Source organism: uncultured Streptococcus sp., assembly GCF_963511325.1.
In the GTDB taxonomy this organism is placed as follows: Bacteria; Bacillota; Bacilli; order Lactobacillales; family Streptococcaceae; genus Streptococcus.
Window position 1 is genome coordinate 39708 of the sequence record NZ_CAUPII010000008.1, and the last position, 26881, is coordinate 66588.

Here is a 26881-nt window from a genome sequence, read left to right on the forward strand (position 1 = left end):
TATCAAGCCTGACTTTGTTCTACTTGATTTTCGTCTTTCTTTTTCATGAGATAGATATCTCCAAAGCTCTCTTTTTGGATTAAGAGAATTTCTTGGGTTTTAATCAACTCCAAGGTCGCTAAAAAGAGCGTGATGACCTCTTGTAAATCCTTGGTTTCTTTAAACAAATCTTGCAAGCATAATCGCTGACCTTCAAGTAAGGCTTCTCGGACGATAACCATCATATCCTCAATCTTGTACTCATCTCGTAAAATGGTTGTATGGTTTTTCGAGAATTCTTCTTTTTTCTTGGAAAGCAAGTTTGAAAAGGCTAAGAAAAGATCGATAGTAGTCTTATCATGCACAAGTTCAGCATCCTCATAAATCAACTCTGTCGGCGCTTTTGAGTAATACTGAGCTCGTTCTTGATGCTTCACTTCCAACTGCTCTCCCAAAAGTTTAAACTTACGGTATTCTTCGATTTGAGAAAGGAGGTCCTGCTCCAGGTCATCCTCTAGGTCTGTCACTTCTGCAACCTTGGGCAAGAGCTTGCGACTCTTTATGAGCATGAGTTGACTAGCCATGACCATGTACTCACCTGCGACTTCCAAACGCATAGCTTGTAATGTGGAGATATAGGCTAGATATTGCTCGATAACCTCTGTAATGGGCACATCATAGATATCCATCTGGTACTTTGAAACCAAGTGCAAAAGAAGATCCAAAGGCCCTTCAAAATCTTTTAATTTAATATCCATTATCTATATTTTTCCAAGGTCATGACTGTCTTTAATCCTAATTTTTTAGCAATTTCGTACAAGTCAACCTTTTCTTCGATTTGTCTTAATATAAACTGTTCTCTCAATTTTTGGGCAGATAAGTCTGAAAAACCTTTTTCCTTTAGAAAGGCTTCTAACTGACGAAAGGCCCACTGACGGGAGTATGGCTTCCCAGATTTTTCAAAAAGATAGGTCTGCCCCATCAAGGGTTCTAACTCTGCAAGCAAATTTGTGGGAAGGCTCAAGATTCTTTGTTGAGAAGCTTTCTTGATTCTCAATACTTGAAAGTCTAGATTCACATCACTTGTTTTTAAGGCTAGAATTTCACTTGGTAAGAGGCCCAACTCAACTATCAGTAAGGCCAACAAGCGTCCCTCTGGATAGGTACTTTCTTGCCAGAAAGAACTCAAGTCTAAAAGTTCTGACTGAACTTGCTTTTTCTCAGCCTGTTTTGGCAATTCTAAACGATAAAAGGTACCAATTTTTCCCTTCTGGTATAAAAAGTAAAGAAATTGATTGCAAGCAGAAACCTTACGCTTTTGGGCACTAATTTTAAAATTTGATAGTTGAGCTTGGTAGATTTTTAAACTTGTCTCAGAGATTCGTTCTCCAATCAAATCTAAAAACTGCTCCAAGTCATACTTATAGGATTGCTTAGAATTTACAGACAAACCTTGTTTTTCTTCTAAAAATGCTGAAATTCCTTCTCTCATTTGCTTCGAATCTCATATTCCTTACTAAAGTCATGCAAGAGAGCATTGACAGCCTTAAGGATTGATTTCCGTGTGATAATGCCTTGGAAGATACCATCCTTGTCAACGACTGGTAGGAAAGACTCATCCACTAACTTATGTAAAACATCCGTCAGTGTATAGTCTGGACTGACAACTGCTACGTCCTTCTTGGTCATATGCACGATATCCGTATCTGCCATAGCTTCCTGACTCAAGCCCTGCTCCATCTGGTAGGCCAGAATGTCTCTTAGTCCAATGGTTCCGACAAATTCTTTCTCATCAGTCACTACTGGCACTCTGGTATAGGTCATCTGGCTAAGGAGGAGAATTGCATGATCTGCATTGTGGCTATCAATGAGTACAGCCAAATTTTCAGCAGAAGTTAAAAAGGTTTCCTCTTGCTCCAGTAAAAACTGTTCAAACTCTTTGGCAATCATCGAGCAAACTCCTTGGATAAGCCTGGATAGACCTCATGGTTACGGGTCAAAAAGTCCACTTTAAAGTAGCTATCATCAATTTCTACACGAGCATAGAGGCATTCTCTGATGGTCCCACGTGGCTGACTGATAGAACCAGGATTTAAAAAGAGGGTCTTTCCTTCCATCCAAGCATTTGGAACATGCAAGTGACCATAAAGACAAATATCCGCATCTTCTTCCTGCGCCCAGAAATCAAGCTTTTGGAAATTGAAGTTAATATCAAATAAGTGTCCATGGGTCTGGATGATCTTGGTAGGGCCTAGTTGAGTCACCAAGCGTTCTGGATAATCTGAATAAAAGTCCATATTTCCTCTGACGACCTGAATCCCTTCCCAGAGGGGTGAATCTGGGCGAAGCTCAGAGTCTCCATCGTGAAAAATAGCATCGACTTTCCCCAGATAACGGTTACGGATTTCTTCTACAATCAAGCTATCTCCGTGGGAGTCACTCATTACAATGATGGTTTGCTTTGCCATGATGGAAATACCTCCAAAAGTTTCTTAACGGCTAAGGCACGGTGGGATTGACTATTTTTTTCTTCGAGGGTTAATTCAGCTGATGATTTGCCAGTTTCTCCTACTAAGAAGAGCGGATCATAACCAAAGCCATTTTCACCCTTAGGTTCAAAGTTAATGTAGCCTGGCCAGTCAGCTTCGACAACCAAGCTTTTCTTACCTGGGCTCGCTACGACCAGGGTGGTATGGAATTGTGCCGAACGGTCCTTGAGTTCAAAGACCATGGCTAATTCGTGCAAGAGTTTAGCATTGTTTTCTTGGTCAGTAGCCCCTACTCCTGCAAAGCGAGCTGACCAAACGCCTGGCAATCCACCGAGGACATCGACTTTAAGACCAGAATCATCTGCTAGAACCATCTTGCCTGTCAATTTGGAGATGGTTTCAGCCTTAAGGCGAGCATTTTCTTCAAAGGTCATACCAGTTTCAGCAACTTCAGGCAGATCTGGGTAATCATTGAGATTTTCTACATCATAACCTAGTTTATCAAAGATAGCACGAAATTCCTTGGTCTTACCTTCGTTACGAGTCGCAATCAGCAAAGTTTCTCTGACCTTATTTGTCTCAAAGAAATCTTGAACGTTGACTCCTTCTTTAGGCAATTCCACATACAGAAGTTGTCCATTTTCAACTAAGAGCAAGGCACCCTGACGTTGAATGACTTCCAGATTTCGTCCCATTTCTTGGTTAAGTATATCTACCACAAAGGACAATAAACGATAGGCTGAACCATATCGTAAAACAGTGACTGAAAGCGGAAATCCTCGCTCCTCATCTCGAAAGATTTTGGCTAAATCAAACAAAGGAAACTCTAAGTCATCATCCGTCAAAGTCCGAATACCACCAAAAACACTGTAGGATCCAACATACCAGTCCTGGTCGTCCTTGTATTCATAAATTTTGTTTGTCATAATGTTACATGCTCCACATGAATCTCTTTTTCCAGCCATTCTGCTCCTATCTGGGCAAAACTTTGGCTATTTGCAGTTGTATAAAAACGGTGTTGAAGGAGCGCCGCATCTCGGCTACGATTAATCTCAAAGTAATTGAGCAAGACTGAAATATCACGCACACACTCAGCTCCACTATCAATCAGCTGAACCTTAGGCCCCATGACATTTTGGATGATAGGTCTAAGGAGCGGATAATGAGTACAGCCTAAAATCAAGCTATCTACTTTTCCGACCAAGGGACGCAAAGTTTCATAGACAACTTTCTTGGTCACACTGGTCGATAGAGCACCTGACTCGACCAAGGGAGCAAACTTAGGGCAAGCCAAGCTTTCCACTTGTAAATCTGGGTCTAGATCATGAATCTTTTGTCGATAAATATCTGATTTTACCGTCATCGGGGTTCCAATCACACCGATTTTCCCACCTTGACTCGCTTTGATAGCTGCTGATGCACCAGGCAAAATCACACCCAGCACCGGAATATCCAACTTAGCTTTAATCTCTTCCCAGACGACTGCCGTTGCTGTATTACAAGCAATGACAATCATCTTAACATCCTTGGTCAAAAGAAAGTTGACCAGTTGCCAAGTATATTCACGAATCTGCTCAGCAGGACGGGGACCATAAGGAGCCCGTGCCGAATCTCCAATATAGACGATTTCTTCATGGGGAAGCTGGCGCATGAGTTCACGTACAACCGTCAAACCTCCAACGCCCGAATCCAAAAAACCAATCGGTCGATTATCCATACAGTCTTCTTTCTAGTATTTTTTCCTGATTGATAGTTCATTATTATTCATTTCTTTCTGAAATTGCTGACAGACTGGGTAGTTCCCCACTGTCTCCCTCTTAATCATAATCAAATATCAATAGAATGCAAGGAAAAAGTCTTGTCTCTAAATATCAGTCAAACATAGTGAGAAGTCTGGAACTTTCATCCCAGACTTTTCCTATTTATTTCTTTTTATTGTTAGCAAGGGCTGCTTTTTGTTGGCGAATGATTTGGTGGTAAACTTGTTGTACTTTGGCTTCACTTGGCTTTTGACCGTTTGCACTCAAGAGAGTACGAACTGCTTCTGCGTTCAAACGTGGGTTATCCGCAAATTCTTTTTCGATTTGCTTGCGCACCAAGTACATACCTCCAAGAGCTCCTCCTAGAAAAGCTAAAAGAATCAATACAATTGCTAAAATAAGGTTCATAACATTTCTCCTGTTTCTTTTTGAATCTTCTATATTATACCATAAAGTCCTACGCCTGACTAGTTTGAGTTACGCTTTCAAAAAAATGAATGCTAGCTAAAAAAGAGCCCTTTTATTCCTTAGAAGAAGGCTCTTTCTGAACTTAATCTACATAAATCGCTAGCGTTTGGTATGGTTTAAGAATTACTTTTTTAGCAAGTTCCACATTCTCATAGTTTGATAAGAGCTCGCACCCTCTATCATGATAGCCAACTCATCTTAGCCGATGAGATTAAGGCCAATCTTGACTTGGAAAATAGCAGAAAGATCAGTGACTTGCTCTTCTCCCTACCTCAAACAGTCATAGAAGTCATTCACCACTACACAGAAGAGGACTTAAAACACTACGACCAAGTCATTCACCTAATACTCAATGAAAATCAAAGAGCAAACTAGGAAGCTATCCACAACCTCAAAACAGTGTTTTGAGGTTGTGGATAGAACTGACGAAGTCAGTAACCATACCTACGGTAAGGCGACGCTGACGTGGTTTGAAGAGATTTTCGAAGAGTATTAGGAAAAAATAAGTAAATCTTCCCACAATAAAACGCATAATGTCAACTTTTTGCACACCGATATTATGCGTTTTTCTGATTTTAAAAACTTTTTACCCAGTCTCTTCTTGCTAATCTATAGTGGATTGAAAATAAGATATGAACAAAGAGATTAGGAAAGTCAAATTAATTTCTAGAAATGTTTTAGAATCCATAGCATACTATTCTAGGGTCAATGCACTATATTTCTTAAACTCAATAAAGTTCTAATTTTCCTTACTCACTATCACATGATTGAAGAGTAATAACTTCTGTTGGAAAATCAACTAAATCATCATCATGACTAATCAAAATCACTAACTTTTCTTTTGATAACAAGTCGGACAGGATTTGCACTACTTTTTTCTTGTTTTGTGAATCTAAAAAATTACTTGGCTCATCAAAAATATAAACATCTTTCTCCACCGCTACTGCTTCTTGCAACTGCAACAATTTTAGTTGTCCCATAGATGCACCTTGACTCAATTCATTTTTATAAAATCGACTCGCAACAGGTTCTGCAGGGCAGTACGAAAAATTCGAATTCTTTCTATAATTAGGTAAGTAAATCTCACCATGATAATTCATGCTGTAGCCTACTATCGCTAAAATCAATCGCGTCTTACCCACACCATTTTCTCCAACAATACGATAAATATGCCCTTTTTCTAAACGAGTTGTTAATGGCTTATGCAGTTCTTCACCATCTCTCCCCAGGCTAACATACTTTTCTAAGACTATCTCTAAAATTGGAGTAGACTCATACGAAATCTGAACAGGTTCTAAAAAATTGATAAAATTTTCGATAATTTGCTTACTTCCTGAATACTCCTTATAAACATCAAGGAAGTATTCAATAGGTGTCCAAAATTGTGAAATATATAGTTGGATAGCCATTAGATCACCAATCGTAATCCAACCTTTATAAGTTTGATAACCTGATATAATCGTCGTCATCATAATCATAAAATTCAAAAATGCATAGGAAAGAAAATTTTCAAATAAAGAAGTCATTCTCACTTCCTTATTTTTACATGAAATATATTTTTTCACCAAGGGAGAGAAATCAATCAAGCTAGAATGAGCTGAAAATCGCATACTAGGCATGAGTTTATAGCTATCCACTAGATAATCGCGTATATCCTTCATACAATTCACTGTATCAGATCCAAGCCTAGATAGTCGTACACTATATTTCTGTGAAATAAATATAAATACAGGTATCAAAATACCTATCATCACAGCAATAGTAGGAGAAATACTCCATAAAATCCCTATAATAACAAGCGCTCGTATCAAGTACAGGAGAAGAGCAACAGGATATTCGTTAAAAAATCGTTTTAACAGCTCATAAGTCTGCCCTAATTCTTGTGTAATGGTAGCTTCAGACAATTCTGTCTCTACCATATCATAGAGCTGGATATTTTCAGCAGTTTTTTGGCAAATATTCTGCCAAACATGCGATTCTGATTCTCCTTGAATCACATCACAAAAATAATATAAAACTTGAATAAACAGAGAAATTCCTACATAAAGCACCCCATAAACAATCATAGCATGAACTTTATGAGATAGAATATGGTCAACAAATAACTTACTAATATAAGGAATAGCTACAGTTAGTATAGTAACAAGGGCATTCAAAATAAAGCTTTTTAGAAATAGCACTTTATTGTTATAGGATAACAATCTTTTCATCTGCATGCCTCCATAGTAACATTTTTATCCACATATATTTTATGAACAGATATATGTTGAATAGCCCCTTCAACATCCTCCTTTGTCAATAATCCTAATTCATCTAAAAATACAATCTTGTGAAACCACTCTAAATAGTCAAACTGACAATCACGTTCCATCTTCCCATTATTTACAAATGTATTAAATGGGCAACCTCCATAACAAAATTCATAATAAGCACAATCTTTATATGGGCACATGCTTCCCAGACCTGTTAATTCGTTAGTAGCCTGACCAATACTTCCCAACTGATAGTTTTCATTCCCTACTAATGAATAGCATTTATATAAGGTACCGTTGGCATGAATTGTAAGAGAATCTTGATTTTTGAACATACAGTACCCTCCTATTTTTAAATCATGATAATACGGTATATTTTCCTTTGATAAAAACAGCAATAAATCTAGACAAATCTTCTTTTTAGTTTCACTATCAATATATAGAATTGAATCGTTAGGTACAGCTACAAAATCAAAATAAAGATTAAAATTTTCAAATTCTGTATACTTTTTTAAATCTAAAAGTAATTTCGGGATAGATATATAATTTCTTTTAGATATGTTAACTCTAGCCTGAATGGATAAATTTTTATACTTTTCCAACATAACTGACAAGTTATTTATGATTCTATGATAAGTTCCTTTCCCTAATCGATTGCATCTTTCTAGGTTATGATAGTGCTCATCACCATCAAAAGAAACTTGAATAGCGAAATTATGACAGTCAAGAAAAGACATTATTTTATTTGTGAATATCGTTCCATTTGTAATCAAAGTATACGAAATAGGAATAGGGAGTTTCTCATCTAAAGTTTCACATAAATTTCTTATAAACTGAAAGTTATATAATGGTTCACCACCAGTAAAACAGATATCCAGAGATTTATACTTCTTAAAATTGAGTTCATCTAATATAAAATTCACAATCTTTTTACCGTCATACTCACTACTTAAGGACGGTTTCCTATCCTTATCATTCTCAAAACAATAAGAGCAAGTCAAGTTACACGACATAGTTGTAACTATATATAGTGATAATTCATCTCCCTCTACTATTCGTTTAGAGTGAATAAAGGGCACTTGTTTATCAATCTCACTTATCAAATAAGGAAATTCTTTTAAAGATAACTTCTTGAATAGTTCCTCATCAATTTCACAAATAGATCCTGTATATAAATTTTTTAAATAAACTACATCATTTGTAGAAAAAGAATAAATTGTTTCCATAACTTATCTCCCACTTTAAAAAGGCTGAGGGTTACCCCTCAGCCTCATCATTATAATAGTAAAGTGATAAAATATCGCTTTTACATAAGCAACTCAAGGCAATCTAACGATAACGCCCTGGGCATTTATCTGGATGCTGCCGCACTGAGGCTAGGTGACCTTTTTTTACAACTTTGATAACATCAGTCAAATTAAGCATCGCTTTCCCCTCCTTTTTTAATTTTAAAAAATTTATTATACGTATAATTCTTTTATAGAAAAGAAGAATCTCATATACTGTTAAGCAAAAATTATTTTGTATCCGTTTTCTTTGGTTTCATTGTATATCTTCTCATGTAGATTGTCAAGTATTTTTTTGAAAAATTTTTAAAATTTCGAAATTTTGCCGTTAATTTTTTTAACTCAAGATCAAATTAGCTACAATAGGACTGACAAATACATAGAGAACACCTGTAACACCGATAGCTAATCCTCCCATAGCACCTGCAACTGGTCCATAGCGAAAGGCCGTTCCAGTTCCAACAGCGTGACCTGTTCCACCCAGGGACAAACCAACCGCTACTGGATCGTCTATTTTTAGCCATTTTAGAAGTGTTGGTCCGATTACACTGGTCAAAATCCCCGTCGCTACTACAACTACTAGAGTCACAGTAGTCAAGCCCTGCAACTTTTCTGTAATCCCTACTGCCATAGCTGTTGTCACTGACTTAGGAAAGAGGGAAATAGCTAGAAAAAAGTCCATACCAAAGATTTTGGCCACAAGGGCTGTGAAAGAGGTATTGACCACTACCGCCAGCAGACTACCAAAGAAAATACTGCGAGCATGATGCTTCATCAAGTGGAAACTCTTATAGAGGGGAATTCCTAGAGCCACTGTTGAAGGAACAATCAAGTTATTAAGATAAACCCCACCTTGGTAGTAATCTTGGTAGGAAATGCCAGTCACCTTTAGAAAGATAATTATAAAAATAGCTGACAGCAACAAGGGAGTCGTTAAGGGATGAGGATAGCGTCTGAAAATCATCATTCCCCCAAGATAGGCTAAGATGGACAAGGCAATCCCAAATAGGGGATTGGATACAAATTCGCTCATTTAGCACCTCTTTCTTCGTAGTCACCTTCATAGCGTTTTTTGATAAATTGAACCACAAGCGCAATCAAGATGATATTGATTACTGCTGCAAAAAAGACAATCAAAACAATGGGCAGAAGATAGGGAGCAATCACATCAAACTTTTCCATAATTCCAACCGCAGGAGGTAGAAAGAGGATGGTCATGTTGGCCAGCAAAAAGTTCCCCACCATGTTGACATGGCGGATTCGCAGCCACTTGAACTGCAAGGCTAGAAACAGAATAATCAAGCCGATGATACTTCCAGGAATGGGCAAATGAAAAAAACTGGAGATTCCTTCACCGATTAAAGAAATCACAAAGAGAATCATTAACTGAACATATAACTTCATTGTAAACTCCACAAATAGACTTTCTGCATACCAGTTTACTCTTTTTTCAGAAAATTTCAAGGAAATATATAAGAAACATCCTTCTTGCTATCCAAGCCAAAAAGGTGTATACTAATTGCGTGCGCAAGCATCATAGATGCACTAGTATGATTACACTATTATAGAGGGAAAGGAGATGGACATGACTTACTTAGAAAAATGGTTTGACTTCAACCGTAGGCAAGTAGAGCTAGAAGCTATTTTAGAAGAGACCATCGCTGAGCAGAGTGAACAAACCTTGACACTCAAGGAATTTTACCTCTTGCACTTTCTAAATCAGGCTGAAGGCAAATCCCTACGACAAATCGACTTGCCAGACAAACTCCACCTGAGCCCTAGTGCTGTTTCACGGATGGTGGCTCGCTTAGAAGCAAAAAACTGCGGTTTACTTAGTCGGAGATGCTGCGACCAGGATAAGCGAGCTAGTTTTATCTGCCTGACAAGCGAAGGACAGACTACCTTGGCTTATTTACAAACAGCTGTTGAAGAAAGTTTAGCAACAAAATCAAACTGGTTAGCCTAACATTTTTTTAAAAAACTTGCGTGCGCAATCATTTTTCTTGACATTCCTTTTTTCAAGGAGTAAAATGAAAATATGATTTAGCAAAGGAGAATCCTATGATTGAAATCACTTATCTTGACGCCAGCAAGCAAGAGAGAACCATGACCTTCGAGTCATACGAAGAATTTGAACGTTCTCAACATGCCTGCCTGATTGGTGTCGCAGACTACTACCCCGTCCAAAAAGTAACCTACAAGGGGCATGATTTGGACTACCATGGGACTTATGGAGATGTTTTCTTCTATCTCATGAAACAAGATTTAAGCCAATATAACTAAAAAGGAGAAATACTATGGCAAAAGCAATTACAGATGCAACATTCGAACAAGAAACTAAAGACGGATTGGTCTTGGTAGACTTCTGGGCAACTTGGTGTGGCCCATGTCGTATGCAAGGTCCAATCTTGGACAAATTGTCTGAAGAACTTTCAGAAGATGTCTTGAAAATCGTTAAAATGGACGTTGATGAAAATCCTAACACAGCTCGTTCATTTGGAATCATGTCTATTCCTACTCTTCTTTTCAAAAAAGATGGACAAGTGGTTAAACAAGTTGCTGGTGTTCACACAGCAGAACAAATCAAGGCAATCGTTGCTGAATTAAGCTAATCAAAGGAGAGACCAAGTGCATTCATTTGGTCTCTTTTTTCTTGCCCTTTGCCATTTTTCAAAAAATATGCTAGACTGTAACTAGAATATCACGATGTTTGGGACATGCCATCGCTAAAAAAAACCTCTATTTGGTATTTTTTTAGCTCCCTCTAGGGAGCTTTTTGCGTGCTCTGAACATTTCCCATTTTGGAAGGAGTACTATGAAACGTCAATCAGCCTTGGTCGTCTTTAGTGGCGGTCAAGATTCAACAACCTGCCTTTTCTGGGCCAAGCAACACTATGAAAAGGTAGAAGCCGTTACCTTTGCCTATGGTCAACGCCATCATCTCGAAATTCAAGTTGCCCAAGAAATCGCTAAGGAACAAGGCATTCGTCATCACATCTTAGATATGTCTCTGCTGGGGCAAATCACTGAAAATGCCCTGACCTCTGATATGGAGATTGAGCAAAAAGAGGGAGAGGTTCCCAATACCTTCGTTGATGGTCGCAACCACCTCTTTCTATCCTTTGCGGCAGTTCTTGCCAAGCAACGTGGCATTAAAGACATCGTGACAGGTGTCTGTGAGACAGATTTCTCTGGCTACCCTGATTGTCGAGATGTCTTTGTCAAATCCCTTAATGTGACGCTCAACCTTGCCATGGATTACGACTTCGTTATCCAAACACCTCTCATGTGGCTGGACAAGGCTGAAACTTGGGAATTAGCTGACCAACTCGGTGCCTTTGGCTATGTTCGCGAAAAGACCTTGACCTGCTACAATGGAATTATCGGCAGTGGCTGTGGGGATTGTCCAGCCTGCCACCTACGTCAACATGGGTTAGATGTTTATCTCTCACAGAAAGGAGAGGCCTAATGTTTTTTGCACCCAAAGAAATCAAACAGGAAACAGGGGAATCTCTTGTCTACAATCCTCACAGAACCTTAGTATCAAAAGAATTTACCTTTGATGCCGCCCACCACCTCTTTCACTATGAGGGAAAATGCAAATCTCTGCATGGTCACACTTATCATCTGCAGATTGCTGTCAGTGGATTTTTAGATGAACGTGGTATGACCTACGATTTTGGAGACATCAAAGCGATCTACAAGGACTACTTAGAACCCCACTTGGATCATCGCTATCTCAATGAAACTCTTCCCTATATGAACACGACTGCTGAAAATATGGTTTACTGGATTTTTCAAACTATGAACCAAGAGTTGCCAGACGAACGTGGTCTCCGTTTGGAATACGTTCGCCTCTATGAGACTCCGACTGCCTTTGCGGAATTTAGACGGGAGTGGTTAGATGACTAGGGAACGTGTCCTCAAACTACCAGTTCTGGAAATTTTTGGCCCAACCTTTCAAGGTGAAGGTCGTGCTATTGGGCAGAAAACCATGTTTGTCCGCACTGCAGGTTGCGACTACCACTGCGACTGGTGCGATTCTGCCTTTACTTGGGATGGTTCTGAAAAACCAACTCGCATGACAGCTGATGAGGTCATTGCTGAATTAGATAAATTGGGGAGCTACGACTACGTTACCTTGTCTGGCGGAAATCCTGCTATCCTAGCAGCTAACATGGCTGAACTGGTCACCAAGCTCAAGGAACGCGGTGTCACTCTAGCTGTTGAAACTCAAGGCTCCCGCTGGCAAAATTGGTTGAAAGATATCGACCAGGTCACTCTCAGTCCCAAACCTCCTTCATCCAAGATGGAAGTCAACTTTGAGACCTTGGACTTCATTGTTTCCCAACTGGATCCAAACAAGGTCACCTTTAAAATCCCTGTCTTTGATGATGCAGATTTAGCCTTTGCTAAAGGGATACAAGAACGCTACCAACCAGATGTCCTCTTCTTATCGGCTGGAAATCCTGAACCCAAGGCTACAGGAAATATTGTCCAAGACCAACTGGACCGCCTCAAAGAACTCTGGGAACGCGTTGCTACTGACGATAGCTGGGGCAATGTCCGCGTCCTTCCTCAACTCCATACCCTCCTATACGATAACCAACGTGGTGTTTAAGATTAGAAAGAAAAAATCATGTCACAACAAGAAGAAATGAAAAACCTTAGCCTACTAGGCAATAAAGAAACCAACTACATTTTCGACTATCAACCAGAAGTCCTCGAATCTTTTGACAATCGTCATGTGGAAAATGACTATTTCATCAAATTCAACTGTCCTGAATTTACCTCCCTGTGCCCTATCACTGCTCAGCCAGATTTTGCAACCATTTATATTTCCTACATTCCTGACAAGCTCTGCGTCGAGTCAAAATCCCTCAAACTCTACCTCTTTAGTTACCGAAATCATGGGGATTTTCACGAAAACTGTATCAATACCATCGGGAAAGACTTGGTCAACTTGCTAGACCCTCGCTATTTAGAGGTCTGGGGAAAATTCACTCCACGCGGTGGCATTTCAATCGACCCTTACTACAACTACGGTAGACCTAGAACCAAGTATGAAGGATTGGCAGAACAACGCCTCTTCCAACACGACCTTTATCCAGAGAAAATTGACAACCGCTAAACTCATACTCAATGAAAATCAAATAGCAAACTAGGAAGCTAGCCGCAGGTTGCTCAAAGCACTGCTCTGAGGTTGTAGATAAAACTGACGAAGTCAGCTCAAAACACTGTTTTGAGGTTGCAGATGGACGCTGACGTAGTTTGAAGAGATTTTCGAAGAGTATCATACGAAAAAGCCCTGTTCCTCAAGCTGAGGAGCAAGGCTTTTTGAGTTTCAATTATTCTTCAGTTCCAAGGAAGTTTTTAGCAACAAGAGCTGCAAGAACTCCACCAACGATTGGTGCAAGGATGAAAATCCAAACTTGTTGAAGAGCTGCGCCACCCACCAAGACAGCTGGAGCCAAGCTACGAGCTGGGTTTACTGAAAGTCCAGTGATGTTCAAGCCAGCTAGAATCAAAGCTGTCAATGACAAACCAATCACCAAACCAGCGATTGCGCCATTACCTTTGCTTGCTGAAGTTACAGTCATGATGACCAAAACAAATAAGAAAGTTGCAATTGTTTCAAACAAGAAACCACCAAAAACAGTTACACCATTTGCCAAGGCATTTTCACCAAGACTTGCAGTTGACATACCTGAATTTGCCAAGAGGAAGAAGACAGATCCTGATGCAAGGAAAGCACCAACCACTTGACCGAGGATGTAGTTTACAAACTCTGAAGATGACAAACGTTTGTTAACAAACATAGCGATAGAAACAGCTGGGTTCAAGTGAGCACCTGAAACAGTTCCAACTGAGAAAGCTGCGACTACGATTGCCAAACCAAAAGCAAGAGCAATTCCAAGGTGTCCAAGTCCTTCAATACCATTTCCAAAAACAACAGCTCCTGTTCCGATGAACACAAGCATAAAAGTACCGATTAATTCAGCGACAAATTTTTTCATTTTCTTTCTCCTTTTTTCAAACTATGTATTAGTCTATCAGAAGAAGTAAAGGGTTTCAAGAAATGTGCTTGGAACTTTTGTGCAAGTTTTCACATTTGATAATCAAAATCTAATATTGGAAAGATTGAATAGCTTCTTTCAAGTCATCTTGTAAACTATTTCTCTGGTCAAGTTGAACATAAACTTCTAAGAGACAGGATCTGAAATTGGAAAATTTATAAAAATCTTCCCTCTCTTCTATCGGGAAATCAAGTGACTTTATCCAAGAAGCCAGTGTCGCTTGCTCCACTTTTCCTTGCAAAATAGGTTCGTAAAGGACTCTGGCCAAGCGCCAGTCCTCATCATCTATAAATCGAACCGAAATTCTTTTAAATAGTTGGCCAAGTATGTCAAATACTTCATGAACTCTGTTTTTAGGAAAGTCTGGATGACAAACAACTTCAGTTAAAAGATCAGCCCCATGAGCAAAAGCATGCACCCAACCATACTGACTTGAAAAACCAGTCGTATCCTCTTCTTTTTCAAGGTAATGCAACCCTTGATCGAGCATCGTATTTCTGATATCAGTCTTAAGCACTTGATAAAAAAGAGACTGTTCATTGCCATCGGCAGATAAGAGATTAGCATAAATAAGTGCCCTAAAAGAACGTTCAGGCGTTGAAGCTCCTGTCTTATCAATCTCTTTATCTAGGCCACCATCAGAGACAATCTCAGCAGCGATCAACTGAAATTGCTCCTTGGTAAATAACTCTTCTTGAATCCCTCTAGCTAGACTGGTAAAAACCAATTCATCGCGAATCTCTGGACTCGGATCTCCTATGTGCTCAAGCAACCACAGGATTTCTTCTTGACGATAACTCGGTTTTGCTTCTACTACTTTTCTTTTCAATTCTTGATACATCTGCCCACCTCTTTTTATGAGTTGTCAAAAAATCATCCGCAGATGACTTTATATTAAATTCTTAAGGAAATAGAATCTGGGATAACTGTTCTAAAATGAAGTAAATAACTATCAGTACAGCTCTACAGCAAGTTCAAATTTAACATCACGACCTTCAACGGCGTTTTTGAAAATAGCTACAGCTAGTCCAATTATAATGACGCTCAACAAACCCAGGAGCATTATTCTAAACCAGCCTTTCTATTCCTTTACTCTCCCAACTGGGCACTGTAGTTGATAATTTGGTCAACCGTGTCTGATAAGAATTGAATGGTATCACGGAGTGGTTTATCTGTTGAAATATCGGCTCCGATAATCATAGCTGACTCAAGTGGTGTTTTGCTACCACCTGATTTGAGGAGATTGAGCCAGTCTTCAGCTCCAGTTTCTGAATGTTTCAGATGAAGGTAACCCGCTGTCGAGATGACTAGTCCAGCTGAGTAGGTGTAACTATATAAGCCCATATAGTAGTGAGCTTGGCGCATCCAAGTCAGAGCCGCATCGTCGTCGATTTCAATGGCATCTCCCCAGAAATCAGTCAAAACTTCCTTCATAATGCTGTTGAGTTTGCTTGCTCCGAAGGTTTCTCCTTCTTCAATCAATGTATAAACCTTGCGCTGGAAGGCTGCTTCCAAGAGGTGGGTAATAAAGTTATGGAAGTAGGTGTCTGTCAAACGGTGAGCAAGGGCAAAGCGTTTTTGACGCGGATCATCAGACTGGTGCTCCAAGTAATCACTGAGAAGCAATTCATTAAAGGTTGACGGTGCTTCGACATAATAAGTAGACATGTGGGCATTAAAGTAACTCTGATGATTGTCAGAAAAGATGAATTGACCAGAATGCCCGATCTCATGAATCAAGGTATAAACATCGCTCAAACGACCTGTCCAGCTCATGAGGACATATGGATGCACACGGTAGGGATCAGCTGCATAACCACCAGAATCCTTGCCACTATTGGCAGCGAAGTCAACCCAGCGCTCTTCTTGATAGCGAGCAATTTCTTGACTGTATTCTTGACCCAAAGGTTCTACTGACTTCATAACCAAATCATAGGCATCATCAATGCTAACCTCTGGATTAAGAGCACTGTCCAAATCCAATTTCCAATCAGCAAAGGTCATTTTCTCAAGACCATTAACCTTGGCAACATGCTTGAGATATCGCTGAGAAACTGGCGCAAAGTCCTTCATGATGAGATCAATCTGACGATCAAACATAGCACGATCTACTTCTTGCTCAGCTAGAAGATAGTCAAATACTGAGCCATATCCCTTCATATCTGCCAACAATTTCTCAGACTTGACCTGAGCAAGATAGGCTGCCGCAGCTGTATTTTGGTGCTTGCGTAGTCCTTCTGAAAAGGAACGGAAGGATTTCTCACGAACTTCAGCATCCTCGTGGTTTTGATAGAAGTTTTCATAGGTCACAAAACTGTTTTTGTAGGTTTTGCCATGGGCTTCAAAGTCAGCCATTTCAAAATCTCCAGCTCGCATTTTAGTATAGATATCCTGTGGACTGTAGAAAACTTCACCCAGATTGGTCAAGGCCTTCTCCACATCAGCCCCTAAATAGTGGGCTTTTTTGATTTTGGCCTGACGAATAGCTGCCGTCAAGTGAGGCAATTTACCCAAACGGTCCAAGACTTCCTCATCAGCTTCCACCAAGGCATCGTCAAAGAAGGTCAATGCTACACCGGCGTCTGTTTCAAATTCCATGCCAGCTTGGGCAATATTAGCAAATTCTTCATTGCTATAGTCTGTCGTCTGAGGCATAAAGCTGTAATTGCCAATATGACTCATCTGAATGTAGATTTGTTCCAATTCCGCAAAGGCCTTCTCGAAATCTTCAAAAGTGTGAAGATTGCCCTTGTAGTCACGGCTAAATTGATTGATATCTTCACGCGCCTTCTCTATCGCACGTAAGAAGTCCTCACGGTCTTGGTATAGGGCTGTCAAGTCCCAAAGTTCCTTTTCAGGAAATTCTGAACGGTGTTTTTGTTCCATCTTTTTCCTCTTATTTCTCTAATTCTAGTAATACACTGATGGCTGACAGGGCATAAAGCGGTGCTGTTTCTGCTCGCAAAATACGAGGACCAAGACCTGCCAAGACTGCTCCTTTAACTTCAAAACTCTCGATTTCTGCAGGTGAGAGACCACCTTCTGGACCAAAGATAAAGAGCAATTTAGCTCCTTTTTCCAGTCCAGCAACTGCTTGTATAAGTGCGGCTGATTCTCCTTCTTTAGCCGACTCTTCATAAGCCACCACGATGCGGTCAAACTGGCTCAGTTGTGCTAGAAAGTCTGCCTTTTTCTCAAAAAGCGTAATACTTGGGACAAAGTTGCGCTTGCTTTGCTCAGCTGCTCCAAGGGCGATTTTTTCTAGTTTTTCAACCTTTTTACCCAACTTCTTGCCATCCCATTTGGCAACGGACCAGTCTGCAGGGAAGGCCCAAATCTGACTGGCACCTAGTTCCGTCACCTTTTGAGTGATAAACTCCAACTTATCTCCCTTGGGAAAGCCTGATGCGATGGTCACCTGGACTGGCAGTTCCACATTGTCAGCTAATTCTTCGAGCAACTCAAACTGACGAGCCTCTACATTTACCACGCGCGCCAAGCGCTTGATGCCATCATCAAAGACCAGAGTAACCTCATCATTTTCCTTCAGGCGCATGACCTGAAACATGTGCTTGCTGGTCTCCTTGTCCTCGATGGTGACAGGTGAGACTGCACTGCCCTTGACAAAATACTGTTGCATGCTAGCCTCCAATCACACCGGAAATATCCTTGGTTTTCTTGAAGACACAGGCATTCCACTCCCCTTGAATCATATGGGTTTCAAGGAAAAATCCAGCTGACTCAGCCGACTCGCGCACCATGTCCCACTTGTCCTTAATAATTCCACTCATGATGAGGTAGCCTTCATCCTTGACCAGGCGATAAGCATCATCCGTCAGATGAACGAGGATATCCGCCAAGATATTAGCTACGATGACATCTGCCTCAATTTCCACTCCTTTAAGCAAATCGCCTGGGGCTACATGGATGTTTTCCATACCAGGATTGAGCTCAATATTTTCCTGAGCGACACGAACCGCCACATCATCCAAGTCATAGGCGAAAATCTCCTTGGCACCTAGGAGTGAGCTTGCAATAGAAAGAACCCCTGAACCAGTCCCTACATCTAGCACTGTTTCACCACCACGAAGAACTTGTTCCAAGGCAAAGAGGCTCATCTTGGTTGTTGGGTGGGTCCCTGTCCCAAAGGCCATACCAGGGTCCAGCTTGATAATTTTTTCTCCCGCTGTTGCCTCATAGTTCGTCCATGACGGTACGATGGTTAGGTCATGGGTGATGCGTGCCGGTTCATAATACTTCTTCCAGTTGTCCGCCCAGTCTTCCTCAGCCAAAGCAGTCGTACCGATCTTGACTTCTCCTAAGTCCATAAAGTCAGTTAATTCTGCTAAGCGAGCCTTCAAATCTGCTTCAACTGTCGCTACATCAACCGTTTCCGGATAGTAGGCGGTCACTACGATTTCTTCCTGTTGTTCCACCTCTGGGAAAATTTCACCGAAGCGGTCCACATTTCCCACATAGTCCATGCTGTCTTCGATCGCAACACCTTGCGCTCCTAGCTCAATCAAGAGATTAGATACTAGCTCCTCTCCCTCACGCTTGACTGTCACTTTTAACTCTTGCCATGTTTCCATCTGATTCTCCTTAACAATCCATTGTTTCTTCTAATTCTTTTAAAGTCTTGCCGTCCTTATTTCTCCAATCCGTTCGTCCATTCGTATTCATTCCTAGCACAAAAGCAGCTGCATAAGATGGACTGGAAAACAGTTGTTTTTCTTGTAAAACACCATCTTTAATCACATTTGATTTGATTAACTCCTCACGCAATTCTTTTAGACTTGCTGGTATTGCGGGTGAATCAACTTCATCAACTTGACTGCCTTCTAAAACAACAAAGCCCTCCGAAGTCTGTTCACAGATAGCTTCAATCGTTCGATTTGATTTCTTTGTTTTTCGCTTCAAATAGAGATAAGTTGAATTTTCATCAGAAATATTCTGACCTGTTTTCTTGGTCATAGGAACAAACACTCGGTACCCTAAGGTTCCTACAATCATCAAAGTATTTTCTACAACTTCATCCAACTCAGATTGCTTTTCTTCTGTTACATTCCCAGAATTGGGCTCATTCCCATTTTTTACAATGAAGCGCCCCGCGTCCTTTGCTAGTTGTGTAAATTTATTTTCCAAGTAACTAATTTCCGTGGGTCCAGAGGAGTTATTCTGCGTCGTCAAAATAATGACATCATTAAAATAATCTGCATGGTTGTCACGAGTATGTTCCTGAACACGTAAAAGGACCCCTTCACCATTTTTCCGAGTTGTCGCCTGACCAATATAGGTCACATCTTTCTGTTTATCTTCATCTCGACCAAATAAGAAATAAATACCACTTTGTTTCATTTCATCACGCGACTTCAAATCTCCCAACTGAATACGAGGTATTTTGTAAATGACTCCCGTCCAATTTGACAAAGTACATTTGATTTTTCCAGTCACTTCACCATCCATGAGAAACATATTGATATTTTTGCTACGCTTTGCCATTTATCGAACTTCCTCCAAATAATCTCTCACTCTATTCTGTAACTGAGGTACAACTTGACTGGAGCTAAGAAATTCCTCGACATTCATCAACTGATAGGCCTGACCTTCATCTCCAAAGGTGATACTGTCAAATTGTTCTTGATTTAGATGACCAACCATAAATACTGACTGTCTGCCTTCATAGAGCATGCTGGGATAGACCTTGCTCCAGAGCAGGCAATCTTCGGTCAAATGAATGCCTAGTTCCTCATAAACTTCACGCGCTGCGCATTCAAAAGGGCTTTCGTCCCCTTCACGGCCACCACCCGGCAACTCCCACATATTGGGCCAAGGAATGCTGGGCTTGTCATCACGCAGAATAGTTAGGACACTATCTCCACAAAGTAAGGCAATCTTGCAGCCTGTGAAATCAGAAATCTCTAGCTCCATGCTAGACTCCTAATATCTCGGATAAGGATAAAATTCTCCTTCTTCCAAGCCAACTTTTCCTTCTTCAAAGACTTCTTGGTTCCATTCCATGACAAATTCTTCTGCTTCTGGGTCTTCCAAAAAGTCCATGAGGGCATCTAGTCCAACCTCTGCAGTATCTTTAAGGAATAGCGCAAAATAAGCTAAAAATTCACGAGAAAAACCTTTCTTCGGCAGGTAAGGGATGACTGTGAGATAGTCTTCTGCATTAACTGTTGACTTGGCAGGGTTGTAAAAAAGTACCGCTTCTTCAAAAAGGATATCATCTGACGAAACCTCTCCGTCTTCATCTAACATCTCCACCCCTGCAGCATTTTGTGCCTCTAATAGAAAACTCACTTCAACCGCATGATTGCGCTTGTCCCAGCTAATCTCAAAGTCAAAGGGAAAGTTCTTTTCCAACTCTTCTTGTAAAACATCTAAAAATCCGTATGTTGCCATTTTGTCCTCTTTCTATACGACTCTTAAATCGCCCCGATTGCTCGGAAATATGCTAAAATAGATACTACCATATTACCACATTAGTATCAGAAAATCCATGTTAGAAAGGACTGCTATGCCAGACAATCTCGCGCTTCGCATGCGCCCTAAAACCATCGACCAGGTCATCGGTCAGGAGCATCTAGTTGGACCTGGCAAGATTATCCGCCGTATGGTGGAAGCCAATCGCCTATCCTCTATGATCCTCTACGGACCTCCAGGTATTGGTAAGACCAGTATTGCCTCAGCCATCGCTGGAACGACCAAGTATGCTTTTCGGACCTTCAATGCCACTGTTGATAGTAAAAAACGTCTCCAAGAAATCGCTGAGGAAGCTAAATTCTCAGGTGGCCTTGTACTGCTACTAGATGAGATTCATCGTCTTGACAAGACTAAACAAGACTTTCTCCTTCCTCTCTTAGAAAGTGGTCTAGTCATCATGATCGGGGCGACGACTGAAAATCCCTTCTTTTCTGTCACTCCAGCCATTCGTAGCCGTGTTCAGATTTTTGAACTGGAACCTCTGTCTAACCAAGATGTCAAAGGAGCCATTCAAATAGCCCTGACTGACCCTGAACGAGGCTTTGATTTCCCTGTTGAGTTAGATAATGATGCCCTTGATTTTATCGCAACATCTACCAATGGAGATCTCCGCTCTGCCTTTAACTCACTTGATTTGGCAGTTCTCTCCACCCCAGAAAATGATGACGGCATCCGTCATATCACGCTTGACATCATGGAAAATAGTCTTCAGAGAAGCTATATCACTATGGACAAGGATGGAGATGGACATTACGACGTTCTCTCTGCTCTGCAAAAATCCATCCGTGGCTCGGATGTCGATGCCAGTCTCCACTACGCTGCCCGCTTGATTGAAGCAGGTGACCTTCCTAGTTTGGCACGCCGTTTGACGGTGATTGCTTATGAAGATATCGGCTTGGCTAATCCCGATGCACAGATCCATACCGTAACTGCTTTGGATGCTGCACAGAGAATCGGCTTCCCCGAAGCTCGCATCCTCATTGCCAATGTCGTCATTGATCTGGCGCTTTCACCTAAGTCCAACTCAGCCTATGTGGCTATGGATAAGGCTCTGGCTGCTCTTAAAACATCTGGTCACCTTCCGATTCCACGTCATTTACGGGACGGCCATTATAGCGGTAGCAAGGAATTAGGTAACGCCCAAAATTATCTCTATCCCCATAACTATCCTGGTCACTGGGTCAAGCAAGATTATTTGCCAGAAAAAATCCGTGACCATCACTACTTTTCTCCAGAAGATAGTGGAAAATACGAACGGGCCCTGGCTCAACGCAAGGAAACCATTGATAAATTACGAAACTTGTGAAATCCTTTTCAAAAAATTGCATTTTCCTCTTGATTTTTTTTGAAAAAGTGGTATTATATAAACATAGAAACGCTGTGGTGTACGACCTCACACTTAAGTGTTGACCGACTATTTTTTGTATTATTAGGGAAACAAAAGTCTTCTAACAGCATGTAGGCCGTCTCACACGGAAACAGCTTCAGTTAGAGCGAGTTGCCCACCTGCTTAATTGCGCGGGTTCAATACAAACCGTGAAGTTTCGGCACCAATACAGCTTTTTATTTGCCTCCTTAGCTCAGTTGGTAGAGCAGTAGACTCTTAATCTATGGGTCGCAGGTTCGAGCCCTGCAGGGGGCATCTAAATCAACAGGAAAAAGCCTTTATTTATAAGGCTTTTTTGCTTGTCTATAACTGATTTGCCCCATCATTTGCCCCACATTTTTTTTATGAGCAATCTTTCCAGACATCTCTGATTATGAAAAACAAAAAAGCTATCCTACCTTTGCAAATTTGGATAAGATAGCGGAATATTTTAATGCAACTCCAACCCAACTCTTTGGAACGAGTAAAGAGATTGAGTTAGAAAAGAGTGTTCTTGAATCTAATGAATACTCTGATAAAGTAAGTGAAATCTTAAAAGCTGTCAAATACATCGAGCATTTCCTACATACTGATGGACAGTACTTAGAGGATTTACTTTACCTAACAAGAGGCAACCAACTATACACAGAAGATGGAAAAGAGTTGTATATTGATCCAACTTCTCAGAAAAGAACACTTCATACCCAATATGAACCTGGTTTTATTGAAGCAAGAGATAAATCTCCACTAGAGCTCTTAATTGAAAATAAGGAATTGTTTGATAAATAGAAAAAGCGAGGATAACCTCGCTTCAGATTGAAGTTAAAATCTTTAGAAGACACTTTTATAAGGACTTTGTCTTCAATCTGTGAAAAGGAGTGAAAACTCCTTTTCTTTTTGTAAGTCAGACTGAAACTTCCAAATTGTTTATTTATTTTATTGACATTTTCTATAAAAATAAGTACAATAGTTTTATTAGAAAACTATACTATATAGGGGGTATTGAAATGAAATTTTCTAATCGTTTATCGCTATTCCTTGCAGGAGTTGTTTTTGTCCTTTTAGGACTTTTCCTATTTACAAACCCAGTAGCTAATCTTGTTGCTTACAGCTGGTGGATTGCATTTGGTTTACTGGTTTCTTCTATAGCAGCTATTTTAGGCTATTTCTCTGTACCAAAAGAGCTTCGCTCACCAGCTCATCTTTTCCAAGGGATTGTTAATCTTCTCTTAGCTCTTTACCTCGTTGCCTATGGCTTTGTGACGCTGCCAGTTGTCATTCCAACTATTTTAGGAATTTGGTTAATTGTAGAAGCCATTATAGTTTTCTTTAAAGGCAATCGTCTGGGATTGATTTTCCCTATTATTGGCAACCATATCATGTGGATAGCGTTGCTTGCATTTTTACTAGGTCTAGTGATTTTGTTCAATCCAGTAGCTACAAGTGTCTTTGTCGTTTATGTCGTTGCCTTTGCATTTTTAATTGTTGGTTTCACCTATATCCTTGATGCCTTTCGTAAATAATCTAGCTGCCATTTTGGGCATATTAAAATAGCTGGGAAGTTACATTCTCAGCTTTTTCTGTTGCCTCCTTAGCTCAGTTGGTAGAGCAGTAGACTCTTAAGCTATGGGGCGCAGGTTCGAGCCCTGCAGGGGGCACATCTAAATCAACAGAAATAAGCCTTGAAACCAAGGCTTTTTTTAACGTCTAATAGCTTTTTGTAGAAAAGTATTTAAAAATAAAAGAGAAGAGAATCTCTCACTCTCTTCTCAGTATATCTTATTAAATTTAGTTTTTCTTAATCTAGCTGATTTTCCTTTGCAACGACAAATTCCTTAACCAATCGATAGATAACAGCAAATATCGGTGTAAAGAATATCATCCCAAGTAAGCCAAAGAGATTGCCTCCAATACTAGCAGCCGCAAGCGTGAAAATAGCTGGCAAACCAATAGATTGACCTACAACTCTAGGATAAATAAGGTTTCCTTCAATCAGCTGTATAACTTGATATAGAAGAAGAGAAAGTAAGGCTTGAGTAGGACTCACTGTGAAGATAAAAATCGCTCCCACAACACAAGCAATCATAGGCCCTACATAAGGAATGAACGATAGCACTCCTGCAAATATACCTGTCATTACCCCATAAGGTAGTCCAAACAGGCTGTAGCCAACCGCTATCATAACTCCTATGATGACTGCTTCAATCAGCTGACTCATCAAAAATTGGTCATAAGTCTCTAGTGCTACTTGTCCAATGTAAGTTAACTTTGTCACCACTTTCTCTGGAAATATAACTTTTAGAAGTCTACTCGTCATCGCTGCCAGATGTTCCTTACTGGATAAAAATAAAAAGGTAAATACTATAATCAGAAAGGCATTCATTATACTTGAAAAAATATTTCCTATATTACTAGTCAGACCGGATAAGAAGGTTATCAAAGCTTGACTAATAGAGCTAGACTGTCCCTGAATTCCTGATACGATAGTTGACAGCATGTCTTTGGTTACAAATTCCGAGCTGTCTAGCAATTTCCCAAGTTGAGTCAGGACTGTTGAAAGGACTGCTCCCAGCTGACTAATAGTCTGAGCAAGGGTTGGAAGCACCAAAACCAAAAGACAGATCACGATTAAGATAAGAGATAGGAAAACAAGCACCATAGCAATCGGACGGCGCAACCCTGCCTTTACCTTCATTTTAACTAGGAATTCTTCAATTTTTTTCATGGGAACATTGAGCACAAAAGCAATGACAGCACCATAAATCAAGGTAGAAGTTACTTCAAAGAGAGATACTGCCCCTGATATAAAGCTTGATGCATTCAGAATTACAAGAGTAACCAGCCCTATAAAAAGTATTAATGGGGTGTATTTTTTTACTAAATTCATAAATTCTCCTTAATAAACATGTTTAGATACGACTATACTATTTGGTTTTTCAAACTCTCGGTCAAGGTAAGCTTGGTAAGTTCCTGGTGCGATAAATCCTTTGGGTGAGAGGATATCGGTGCCAGCCTGACCGACTATGGTATCAGCCAAGAGCACACAGTTTGTAGATAAGACAAAGTAGGATTTAAACTTAGATTTGATAAATTTATAAAGTTCCCCATCTGTCTCATGTCTGATTTTATAAGCGTAGGTGTAGTCTTCCTTACCATCACCTGTCATGATTTTATCTGCACTTGGCTCCCATGGAATCGTCAGTTGTTTCAATTCAGCCAACTTTTTCTGAACTGCTTTTTCCATTTCAGGCGTCAAATCTATCCCATAACCAAAAAGCGTTTTTTGACTCTCACGTTTACATAGGTCAATGTACTTGTCACGATCACAGAAATATAAGACACCATCTCCTACCATGCCAAATAAGGTCTCAGAAGACGGATCATAGTTGCCATAAGAAATAACACGGCCCTGATAGCAGATATCCACATGACCAATTGCCGAAAACAGAGAGGTCTCAGCTGTATGAACAAAAATTTCAAGCTCCGCTGTCTTACCAGACTTCACCATTCCAAGATGGATATCCTCTCTCTCATCAGCATTTTCCTGCATGAATTTGTTGATTTTTGCTAAAGTACTTGCAGGGATGAGAGCGGCTAGGACAATAGGTAAGCTCATTCTTACACGACGTTTGAGATGGTTTTTCCCAATTTCCTCCTCAAACAAGAAACCATCACGGATATTGGACAGACCATAAAGGAAAAAATAAGCCCCTAATACAAAGAGTTGAAAGACAGAATTTCCTGTAGAGGACAAAAGACTAGTCCCACCAAGAAAAACTAGTACGAGTCCATCTAGTAAGAGACGAAAACGAGGTCGAATTTTGTTTTTGCGGTAGAGAACATAGGTGACAAGGTTAATACTAGCATGAAAAATCTGATAAACTCCAATCACAAGAGCCAAAATATAAATCGGCACATCCGTCGCAAGATTGGAGCCAAGCAAATATCCCAGCACTAACAATTTAACCAGTGCAACTCCCAAGGTGTCCGTTGACTGACTTTTTTTGAAAATACGTAATACTAAATCTAAGACCGTTGCTATCCAAGCTAAAAACAGAACCAGTCGAATAACCTTTACTGGCAACCAAGTCCCCGTGACCATCAAGATGAGACCTAGCAGAACAAACAAGAACCCCTGAGCAAGTAATTTCTTACCTGTCAGACCTAAAGAAAGAATTTTTTCCATAAAAGACCTTTCAAAAATAATAATTAAGCCCTTTGATCAAATTGACTGGTAAATAGCTGACGGCACAAACAGCCTGTGCCAGCAAGACATGGCGACTGACTGTAGCAATGTCACCATCTTGTCTTTTGCACTTCTGAAATTTGTTTTATTGAGTCGAAATCAGAGCTTTTAAAAACTAGCTAAACTTGAAAGCTAACCATAATTGCTAGATAAAAAAGGTGCAACCAATCCTTCTTGTAAAGGTAGGAAAGAATTATATCCATTCCATTAATTATTTATATATTACCTATTATGACACAATACTCACTATAATTCAACTTTTTACTTATTTCAATAGTTTTGATTATTTTCAACATGAAAACTCTTCAAAAATTATGCAGGGGCATCTAATCAACAGAAAAAAGCCTTGAAATCAAGGCTTTTTTTCGTATCTGTTCTACTTTTGGTCAACCGGCTACTTAAAGGTTTTTTACTTGTCAAATCAATCTCATCCATACTTTTCACCACTCAAAAAGCGAGCCGTCGA

At 40.1% G+C, this 26881-nt stretch carries 31 protein-coding genes, 2 tRNA genes and 1 pseudogene; 13 read left to right on the top strand and 21 right to left on the bottom strand.

Going from position 1 to position 26881, the window contains the following annotated elements:
* Nucleotides 1-2: 2 nt before the first annotated feature.
* The 7 genes from RQ973_RS03945 to RQ973_RS03975 all read right to left on the bottom strand — a co-directional run bounded on the left by RQ973_RS03945 (nt 3) and on the right by RQ973_RS03975 (nt 4636).
* A complete protein-coding gene (locus RQ973_RS03945; RefSeq protein ID WP_311522827.1) occupies nt 3-737 on the bottom strand; it encodes a segregation/condensation protein A in 735 nt (244 codons plus the stop codon).
* Complete coding sequence (gene xerD, locus RQ973_RS03950) at nt 737-1471, bottom strand: site-specific tyrosine recombinase XerD (RefSeq protein ID WP_311522828.1); 735 nt, start codon at nt 1469-1471, stop codon at nt 737-739. The genes RQ973_RS03945 and xerD overlap by 1 nt, the downstream gene beginning before the upstream one ends.
* On the bottom strand, nt 1468-1929 hold the full coding sequence (gene cbpB / locus RQ973_RS03955; protein WP_311522829.1) for a cyclic-di-AMP-binding protein CbpB: 462 nt from the start codon (nt 1927-1929) through the stop codon (nt 1468-1470). Before cbpB ends, xerD begins: the two co-directional genes overlap by 4 nt.
* Nucleotides 1926-2447, bottom strand: coding sequence for a metallophosphoesterase (locus RQ973_RS03960; protein ID WP_001118959.1), 522 nt, complete (start codon nt 2445-2447; stop codon nt 1926-1928). Before RQ973_RS03960 ends, cbpB begins: the two co-directional genes overlap by 4 nt.
* The gene (locus tag RQ973_RS03965; RefSeq protein WP_311522830.1) at nt 2423-3394 is read right to left on the bottom strand and encodes a nucleoside-triphosphate diphosphatase; all 972 of its coding nucleotides are present in this window, start codon (nt 3392-3394) and stop codon (nt 2423-2425) included. Before RQ973_RS03965 ends, RQ973_RS03960 begins: the two co-directional genes overlap by 25 nt.
* Nucleotides 3391-4185 carry a glutamate racemase gene (racE, locus tag RQ973_RS03970; protein ID WP_311522831.1) on the bottom strand — a complete coding sequence of 265 codons (795 nt, stop codon included), beginning with the start codon at nt 4183-4185 and terminating at the stop codon, nt 3391-3393. Before racE ends, RQ973_RS03965 begins: the two co-directional genes overlap by 4 nt.
* Before the next feature lie 205 nt (nt 4186-4390).
* Nucleotides 4391-4636 carry a YneF family protein gene (locus RQ973_RS03975; protein WP_001048970.1) on the bottom strand — a complete coding sequence of 82 codons (246 nt, stop codon included), beginning with the start codon at nt 4634-4636 and terminating at the stop codon, nt 4391-4393.
* A 225-nt stretch (nt 4637-4861) separates the two neighbouring features.
* On the opposite strand from RQ973_RS03975, the pseudogene RQ973_RS03980 reads away from it, so the two are divergent.
* Nucleotides 4862-5071: pseudogene (locus RQ973_RS03980) on the top strand (ABC transporter ATP-binding protein); the annotation flags it as partial.
* Nucleotides 5072-5445: 374 nt separating this feature from the next.
* On the opposite strand, the gene RQ973_RS03985 reads toward RQ973_RS03980, so the two are convergent.
* From RQ973_RS03985 to RQ973_RS04000, 4 genes are all read right to left on the bottom strand, one after another.
* Nucleotides 5446-6906 carry an ABC transporter ATP-binding protein gene (locus RQ973_RS03985; RefSeq protein WP_049548509.1) on the bottom strand — a complete coding sequence of 487 codons (1461 nt, stop codon included), beginning with the start codon at nt 6904-6906 and terminating at the stop codon, nt 5446-5448.
* Complete coding sequence (locus RQ973_RS03990; RefSeq protein ID WP_239665526.1) at nt 6903-8174, bottom strand: radical SAM/SPASM domain-containing protein; 1272 nt, start codon at nt 8172-8174, stop codon at nt 6903-6905. The genes RQ973_RS03985 and RQ973_RS03990 overlap by 4 nt, the downstream gene beginning before the upstream one ends.
* A gap of 397 nt (nt 8175-8571) precedes the next feature.
* Nucleotides 8572-9267, bottom strand: coding sequence for an LrgB family protein (locus RQ973_RS03995; RefSeq protein WP_075230666.1), 696 nt, complete (start codon nt 9265-9267; stop codon nt 8572-8574).
* Entirely contained in the window at nt 9264-9638 is a 375-nt protein-coding gene (locus RQ973_RS04000) for a CidA/LrgA family protein (RefSeq protein ID WP_000781321.1), read from the bottom strand. The genes RQ973_RS03995 and RQ973_RS04000 overlap by 4 nt, the downstream gene beginning before the upstream one ends.
* A gap of 181 nt (nt 9639-9819) precedes the next feature.
* Here RQ973_RS04000 and RQ973_RS04005 point away from each other — a divergent pair, with 181 nt between their 5' ends.
* The 7 genes from RQ973_RS04005 to queF all read left to right on the top strand — a co-directional run bounded on the left by RQ973_RS04005 (nt 9820) and on the right by queF (nt 13365).
* Nucleotides 9820-10200: a MarR family winged helix-turn-helix transcriptional regulator gene (locus RQ973_RS04005; RefSeq protein WP_045762814.1), complete on the top strand. Its 381-nt coding sequence runs from the start codon at nt 9820-9822 to the stop codon at nt 10198-10200.
* A 95-nt stretch (nt 10201-10295) separates the two neighbouring features.
* Nucleotides 10296-10517: a DUF4649 family protein gene (locus RQ973_RS04010; protein WP_004250771.1), complete on the top strand. Its 222-nt coding sequence runs from the start codon at nt 10296-10298 to the stop codon at nt 10515-10517.
* Nucleotides 10518-10531: 14 nt separating this feature from the next.
* Nucleotides 10532-10846, top strand: coding sequence for a thioredoxin (gene trxA / locus RQ973_RS04015; RefSeq protein ID WP_001029584.1), 315 nt, complete (start codon nt 10532-10534; stop codon nt 10844-10846).
* 203 nt (nt 10847-11049) lie between these two features.
* Nucleotides 11050-11703 carry a 7-cyano-7-deazaguanine synthase QueC gene (gene queC, locus RQ973_RS04020; protein ID WP_311519886.1) on the top strand — a complete coding sequence of 218 codons (654 nt, stop codon included), beginning with the start codon at nt 11050-11052 and terminating at the stop codon, nt 11701-11703.
* Nucleotides 11703-12146 carry a 6-carboxytetrahydropterin synthase QueD gene (queD, locus tag RQ973_RS04025; protein WP_125415378.1) on the top strand — a complete coding sequence of 148 codons (444 nt, stop codon included), beginning with the start codon at nt 11703-11705 and terminating at the stop codon, nt 12144-12146. Before queC ends, queD begins: the two co-directional genes overlap by 1 nt.
* On the top strand, nt 12139-12855 hold the full coding sequence (queE, locus tag RQ973_RS04030) for a 7-carboxy-7-deazaguanine synthase QueE (RefSeq protein ID WP_311519889.1): 717 nt from the start codon (nt 12139-12141) through the stop codon (nt 12853-12855). Before queD ends, queE begins: the two co-directional genes overlap by 8 nt.
* Nucleotides 12856-12873: 18 nt before the next feature.
* Nucleotides 12874-13365, top strand: coding sequence for a preQ(1) synthase (queF, locus tag RQ973_RS04035; protein WP_248034826.1), 492 nt, complete (start codon nt 12874-12876; stop codon nt 13363-13365).
* Nucleotides 13366-13582: 217 nt separating this feature from the next.
* Here the strand turns inward: queF and RQ973_RS04040 are convergent, their stop codons facing one another.
* The 8 genes from RQ973_RS04040 to RQ973_RS04075 form a co-directional block, all read right to left on the bottom strand.
* Complete coding sequence (locus tag RQ973_RS04040; RefSeq protein WP_311522834.1) at nt 13583-14251, bottom strand: aquaporin; 669 nt, start codon at nt 14249-14251, stop codon at nt 13583-13585.
* Nucleotides 14252-14360: 109 nt separating this feature from the next.
* Nucleotides 14361-15152 (bottom strand): DUF2785 domain-containing protein, encoded by a 792-nt coding sequence (locus RQ973_RS04045; RefSeq protein WP_311522835.1) that lies wholly within the window; start codon nt 15150-15152, stop codon nt 14361-14363.
* A gap of 248 nt (nt 15153-15400) precedes the next feature.
* Entirely contained in the window at nt 15401-17197 is a 1797-nt protein-coding gene (gene pepF / locus RQ973_RS04050) for an oligoendopeptidase F (protein ID WP_311522836.1), read from the bottom strand.
* A gap of 10 nt (nt 17198-17207) precedes the next feature.
* Entirely contained in the window at nt 17208-17951 is a 744-nt protein-coding gene (locus RQ973_RS04055; protein WP_311522837.1) for a 16S rRNA (uracil(1498)-N(3))-methyltransferase, read from the bottom strand.
* 1 nt (nt 17952) lies between these two features.
* Nucleotides 17953-18903, bottom strand: coding sequence for a 50S ribosomal protein L11 methyltransferase (gene prmA / locus RQ973_RS04060; protein ID WP_311522838.1), 951 nt, complete (start codon nt 18901-18903; stop codon nt 17953-17955).
* Between the two features lie 10 nt (nt 18904-18913).
* Nucleotides 18914-19813: a DUF4357 domain-containing protein gene (locus RQ973_RS04065; protein WP_311522839.1), complete on the bottom strand. Its 900-nt coding sequence runs from the start codon at nt 19811-19813 to the stop codon at nt 18914-18916.
* Nucleotides 19814-20242 (bottom strand): NUDIX hydrolase, encoded by a 429-nt coding sequence (locus tag RQ973_RS04070; RefSeq protein ID WP_311522840.1) that lies wholly within the window; start codon nt 20240-20242, stop codon nt 19814-19816.
* 9 nt (nt 20243-20251) lie between these two features.
* Nucleotides 20252-20722: a DUF3013 family protein gene (locus RQ973_RS04075; protein ID WP_311519897.1), complete on the bottom strand. Its 471-nt coding sequence runs from the start codon at nt 20720-20722 to the stop codon at nt 20252-20254.
* A gap of 115 nt (nt 20723-20837) precedes the next feature.
* On the opposite strand from RQ973_RS04075, the gene RQ973_RS04080 reads away from it, so the two are divergent.
* The 5 genes from RQ973_RS04080 to RQ973_RS04100 all read left to right on the top strand — a co-directional run bounded on the left by RQ973_RS04080 (nt 20838) and on the right by RQ973_RS04100 (nt 23827).
* Entirely contained in the window at nt 20838-22109 is a 1272-nt protein-coding gene (locus tag RQ973_RS04080; protein ID WP_311519898.1) for a replication-associated recombination protein A, read from the top strand.
* Nucleotides 22110-22372: 263 nt separating this feature from the next.
* Nucleotides 22373-22445, top strand: a tRNA-Lys gene (locus RQ973_RS04085).
* Nucleotides 22446-22541: 96 nt separating this feature from the next.
* On the top strand, nt 22542-22958 hold the full coding sequence (locus RQ973_RS04090) for a helix-turn-helix domain-containing protein (protein ID WP_235084148.1): 417 nt from the start codon (nt 22542-22544) through the stop codon (nt 22956-22958).
* A gap of 218 nt (nt 22959-23176) precedes the next feature.
* The gene (locus tag RQ973_RS04095) at nt 23177-23692 is read left to right on the top strand and encodes a DUF308 domain-containing protein (protein ID WP_000672744.1); all 516 of its coding nucleotides are present in this window, start codon (nt 23177-23179) and stop codon (nt 23690-23692) included.
* A gap of 62 nt (nt 23693-23754) precedes the next feature.
* A tRNA-Lys gene (locus RQ973_RS04100) sits at nt 23755-23827 on the top strand.
* A 140-nt stretch (nt 23828-23967) separates the two neighbouring features.
* Here the strand turns inward: RQ973_RS04100 and RQ973_RS04105 are convergent.
* Nucleotides 23968-25056, bottom strand: a complete 1089-nt coding sequence (locus RQ973_RS04105) for an AI-2E family transporter (RefSeq protein WP_001055024.1) — start codon at nt 25054-25056, stop codon at nt 23968-23970.
* A 9-nt stretch (nt 25057-25065) separates the two neighbouring features.
* Nucleotides 25066-26355 carry a DUF308 domain-containing protein gene (locus RQ973_RS04110; RefSeq protein ID WP_261072876.1) on the bottom strand — a complete coding sequence of 430 codons (1290 nt, stop codon included), beginning with the start codon at nt 26353-26355 and terminating at the stop codon, nt 25066-25068.
* Between the last annotated feature and the right edge of the window lie 526 nt (nt 26356-26881).

What these genes read in the sequence shown, in the direction of transcription:
- RQ973_RS04075 (WP_311519897.1), bottom strand. Translation starts at nt 20,722, where the DNA reads ATGGCAACATACGGATTTTTAGATGTTTTACAAGAAGAGTTGGAAAAG.
- racE (WP_311522831.1), bottom strand. Translation starts at nt 4,185, where the DNA reads ATGGATAATCGACCGATTGGTTTTTTGGATTCGGGCGTTGGAGGTTTG.
- RQ973_RS04070 (WP_311522840.1), bottom strand. Translation starts at nt 20,242, where the DNA reads ATGGAGCTAGAGATTTCTGATTTCACAGGCTGCAAGATTGCCTTACTT.
- RQ973_RS03945 (WP_311522827.1), bottom strand. Translation starts at nt 737, where the DNA reads ATGGATATTAAATTAAAAGATTTTGAAGGGCCTTTGGATCTTCTTTTG.
- prmA (WP_311522838.1), bottom strand. Translation starts at nt 18,903, where the DNA reads ATGGAAACATGGCAAGAGTTAAAAGTGACAGTCAAGCGTGAGGGAGAG.
- queE (WP_311519889.1), top strand. Translation starts at nt 12,139, where the DNA reads ATGACTAGGGAACGTGTCCTCAAACTACCAGTTCTGGAAATTTTTGGC.
- RQ973_RS04080 (WP_311519898.1), top strand. Translation starts at nt 20,838, where the DNA reads ATGCCAGACAATCTCGCGCTTCGCATGCGCCCTAAAACCATCGACCAG.
- RQ973_RS04045 (WP_311522835.1), bottom strand. Translation starts at nt 15,152, where the DNA reads ATGTATCAAGAATTGAAAAGAAAAGTAGTAGAAGCAAAACCGAGTTAT.
- cbpB (WP_311522829.1), bottom strand. Translation starts at nt 1,929, where the DNA reads ATGATTGCCAAAGAGTTTGAACAGTTTTTACTGGAGCAAGAGGAAACC.
- RQ973_RS04010 (WP_004250771.1), top strand. Translation starts at nt 10,296, where the DNA reads ATGATTGAAATCACTTATCTTGACGCCAGCAAGCAAGAGAGAACCATG.
- RQ973_RS04095 (WP_000672744.1), top strand. Translation starts at nt 23,177, where the DNA reads ATGAAATTTTCTAATCGTTTATCGCTATTCCTTGCAGGAGTTGTTTTT.
- RQ973_RS04110 (WP_261072876.1), bottom strand. Translation starts at nt 26,355, where the DNA reads ATGGAAAAAATTCTTTCTTTAGGTCTGACAGGTAAGAAATTACTTGCT.
- RQ973_RS04055 (WP_311522837.1), bottom strand. Translation starts at nt 17,951, where the DNA reads ATGCAACAGTATTTTGTCAAGGGCAGTGCAGTCTCACCTGTCACCATC.
- pepF (WP_311522836.1), bottom strand. Translation starts at nt 17,197, where the DNA reads ATGGAACAAAAACACCGTTCAGAATTTCCTGAAAAGGAACTTTGGGAC.
- RQ973_RS04065 (WP_311522839.1), bottom strand. Translation starts at nt 19,813, where the DNA reads ATGGCAAAGCGTAGCAAAAATATCAATATGTTTCTCATGGATGGTGAA.
- RQ973_RS04040 (WP_311522834.1), bottom strand. Translation starts at nt 14,251, where the DNA reads ATGAAAAAATTTGTCGCTGAATTAATCGGTACTTTTATGCTTGTGTTC.
- RQ973_RS03965 (WP_311522830.1), bottom strand. Translation starts at nt 3,394, where the DNA reads ATGACAAACAAAATTTATGAATACAAGGACGACCAGGACTGGTATGTT.
- RQ973_RS03990 (WP_239665526.1), bottom strand. Translation starts at nt 8,174, where the DNA reads ATGGAAACAATTTATTCTTTTTCTACAAATGATGTAGTTTATTTAAAA.
- RQ973_RS03985 (WP_049548509.1), bottom strand. Translation starts at nt 6,906, where the DNA reads ATGAAAAGATTGTTATCCTATAACAATAAAGTGCTATTTCTAAAAAGC.
- xerD (WP_311522828.1), bottom strand. Translation starts at nt 1,471, where the DNA reads ATGAGAGAAGGAATTTCAGCATTTTTAGAAGAAAAACAAGGTTTGTCT.
- trxA (WP_001029584.1), top strand. Translation starts at nt 10,532, where the DNA reads ATGGCAAAAGCAATTACAGATGCAACATTCGAACAAGAAACTAAAGAC.
- RQ973_RS04005 (WP_045762814.1), top strand. Translation starts at nt 9,820, where the DNA reads ATGACTTACTTAGAAAAATGGTTTGACTTCAACCGTAGGCAAGTAGAG.
- queD (WP_125415378.1), top strand. Translation starts at nt 11,703, where the DNA reads ATGTTTTTTGCACCCAAAGAAATCAAACAGGAAACAGGGGAATCTCTT.
- queF (WP_248034826.1), top strand. Translation starts at nt 12,874, where the DNA reads ATGTCACAACAAGAAGAAATGAAAAACCTTAGCCTACTAGGCAATAAA.
- RQ973_RS04105 (WP_001055024.1), bottom strand. Translation starts at nt 25,056, where the DNA reads ATGAATTTAGTAAAAAAATACACCCCATTAATACTTTTTATAGGGCTG.
- RQ973_RS04000 (WP_000781321.1), bottom strand. Translation starts at nt 9,638, where the DNA reads ATGAAGTTATATGTTCAGTTAATGATTCTCTTTGTGATTTCTTTAATC.
- RQ973_RS03995 (WP_075230666.1), bottom strand. Translation starts at nt 9,267, where the DNA reads ATGAGCGAATTTGTATCCAATCCCCTATTTGGGATTGCCTTGTCCATC.
- queC (WP_311519886.1), top strand. Translation starts at nt 11,050, where the DNA reads ATGAAACGTCAATCAGCCTTGGTCGTCTTTAGTGGCGGTCAAGATTCA.
- RQ973_RS03960 (WP_001118959.1), bottom strand. Translation starts at nt 2,447, where the DNA reads ATGGCAAAGCAAACCATCATTGTAATGAGTGACTCCCACGGAGATAGC.
- RQ973_RS03975 (WP_001048970.1), bottom strand. Translation starts at nt 4,636, where the DNA reads ATGAACCTTATTTTAGCAATTGTATTGATTCTTTTAGCTTTTCTAGGA.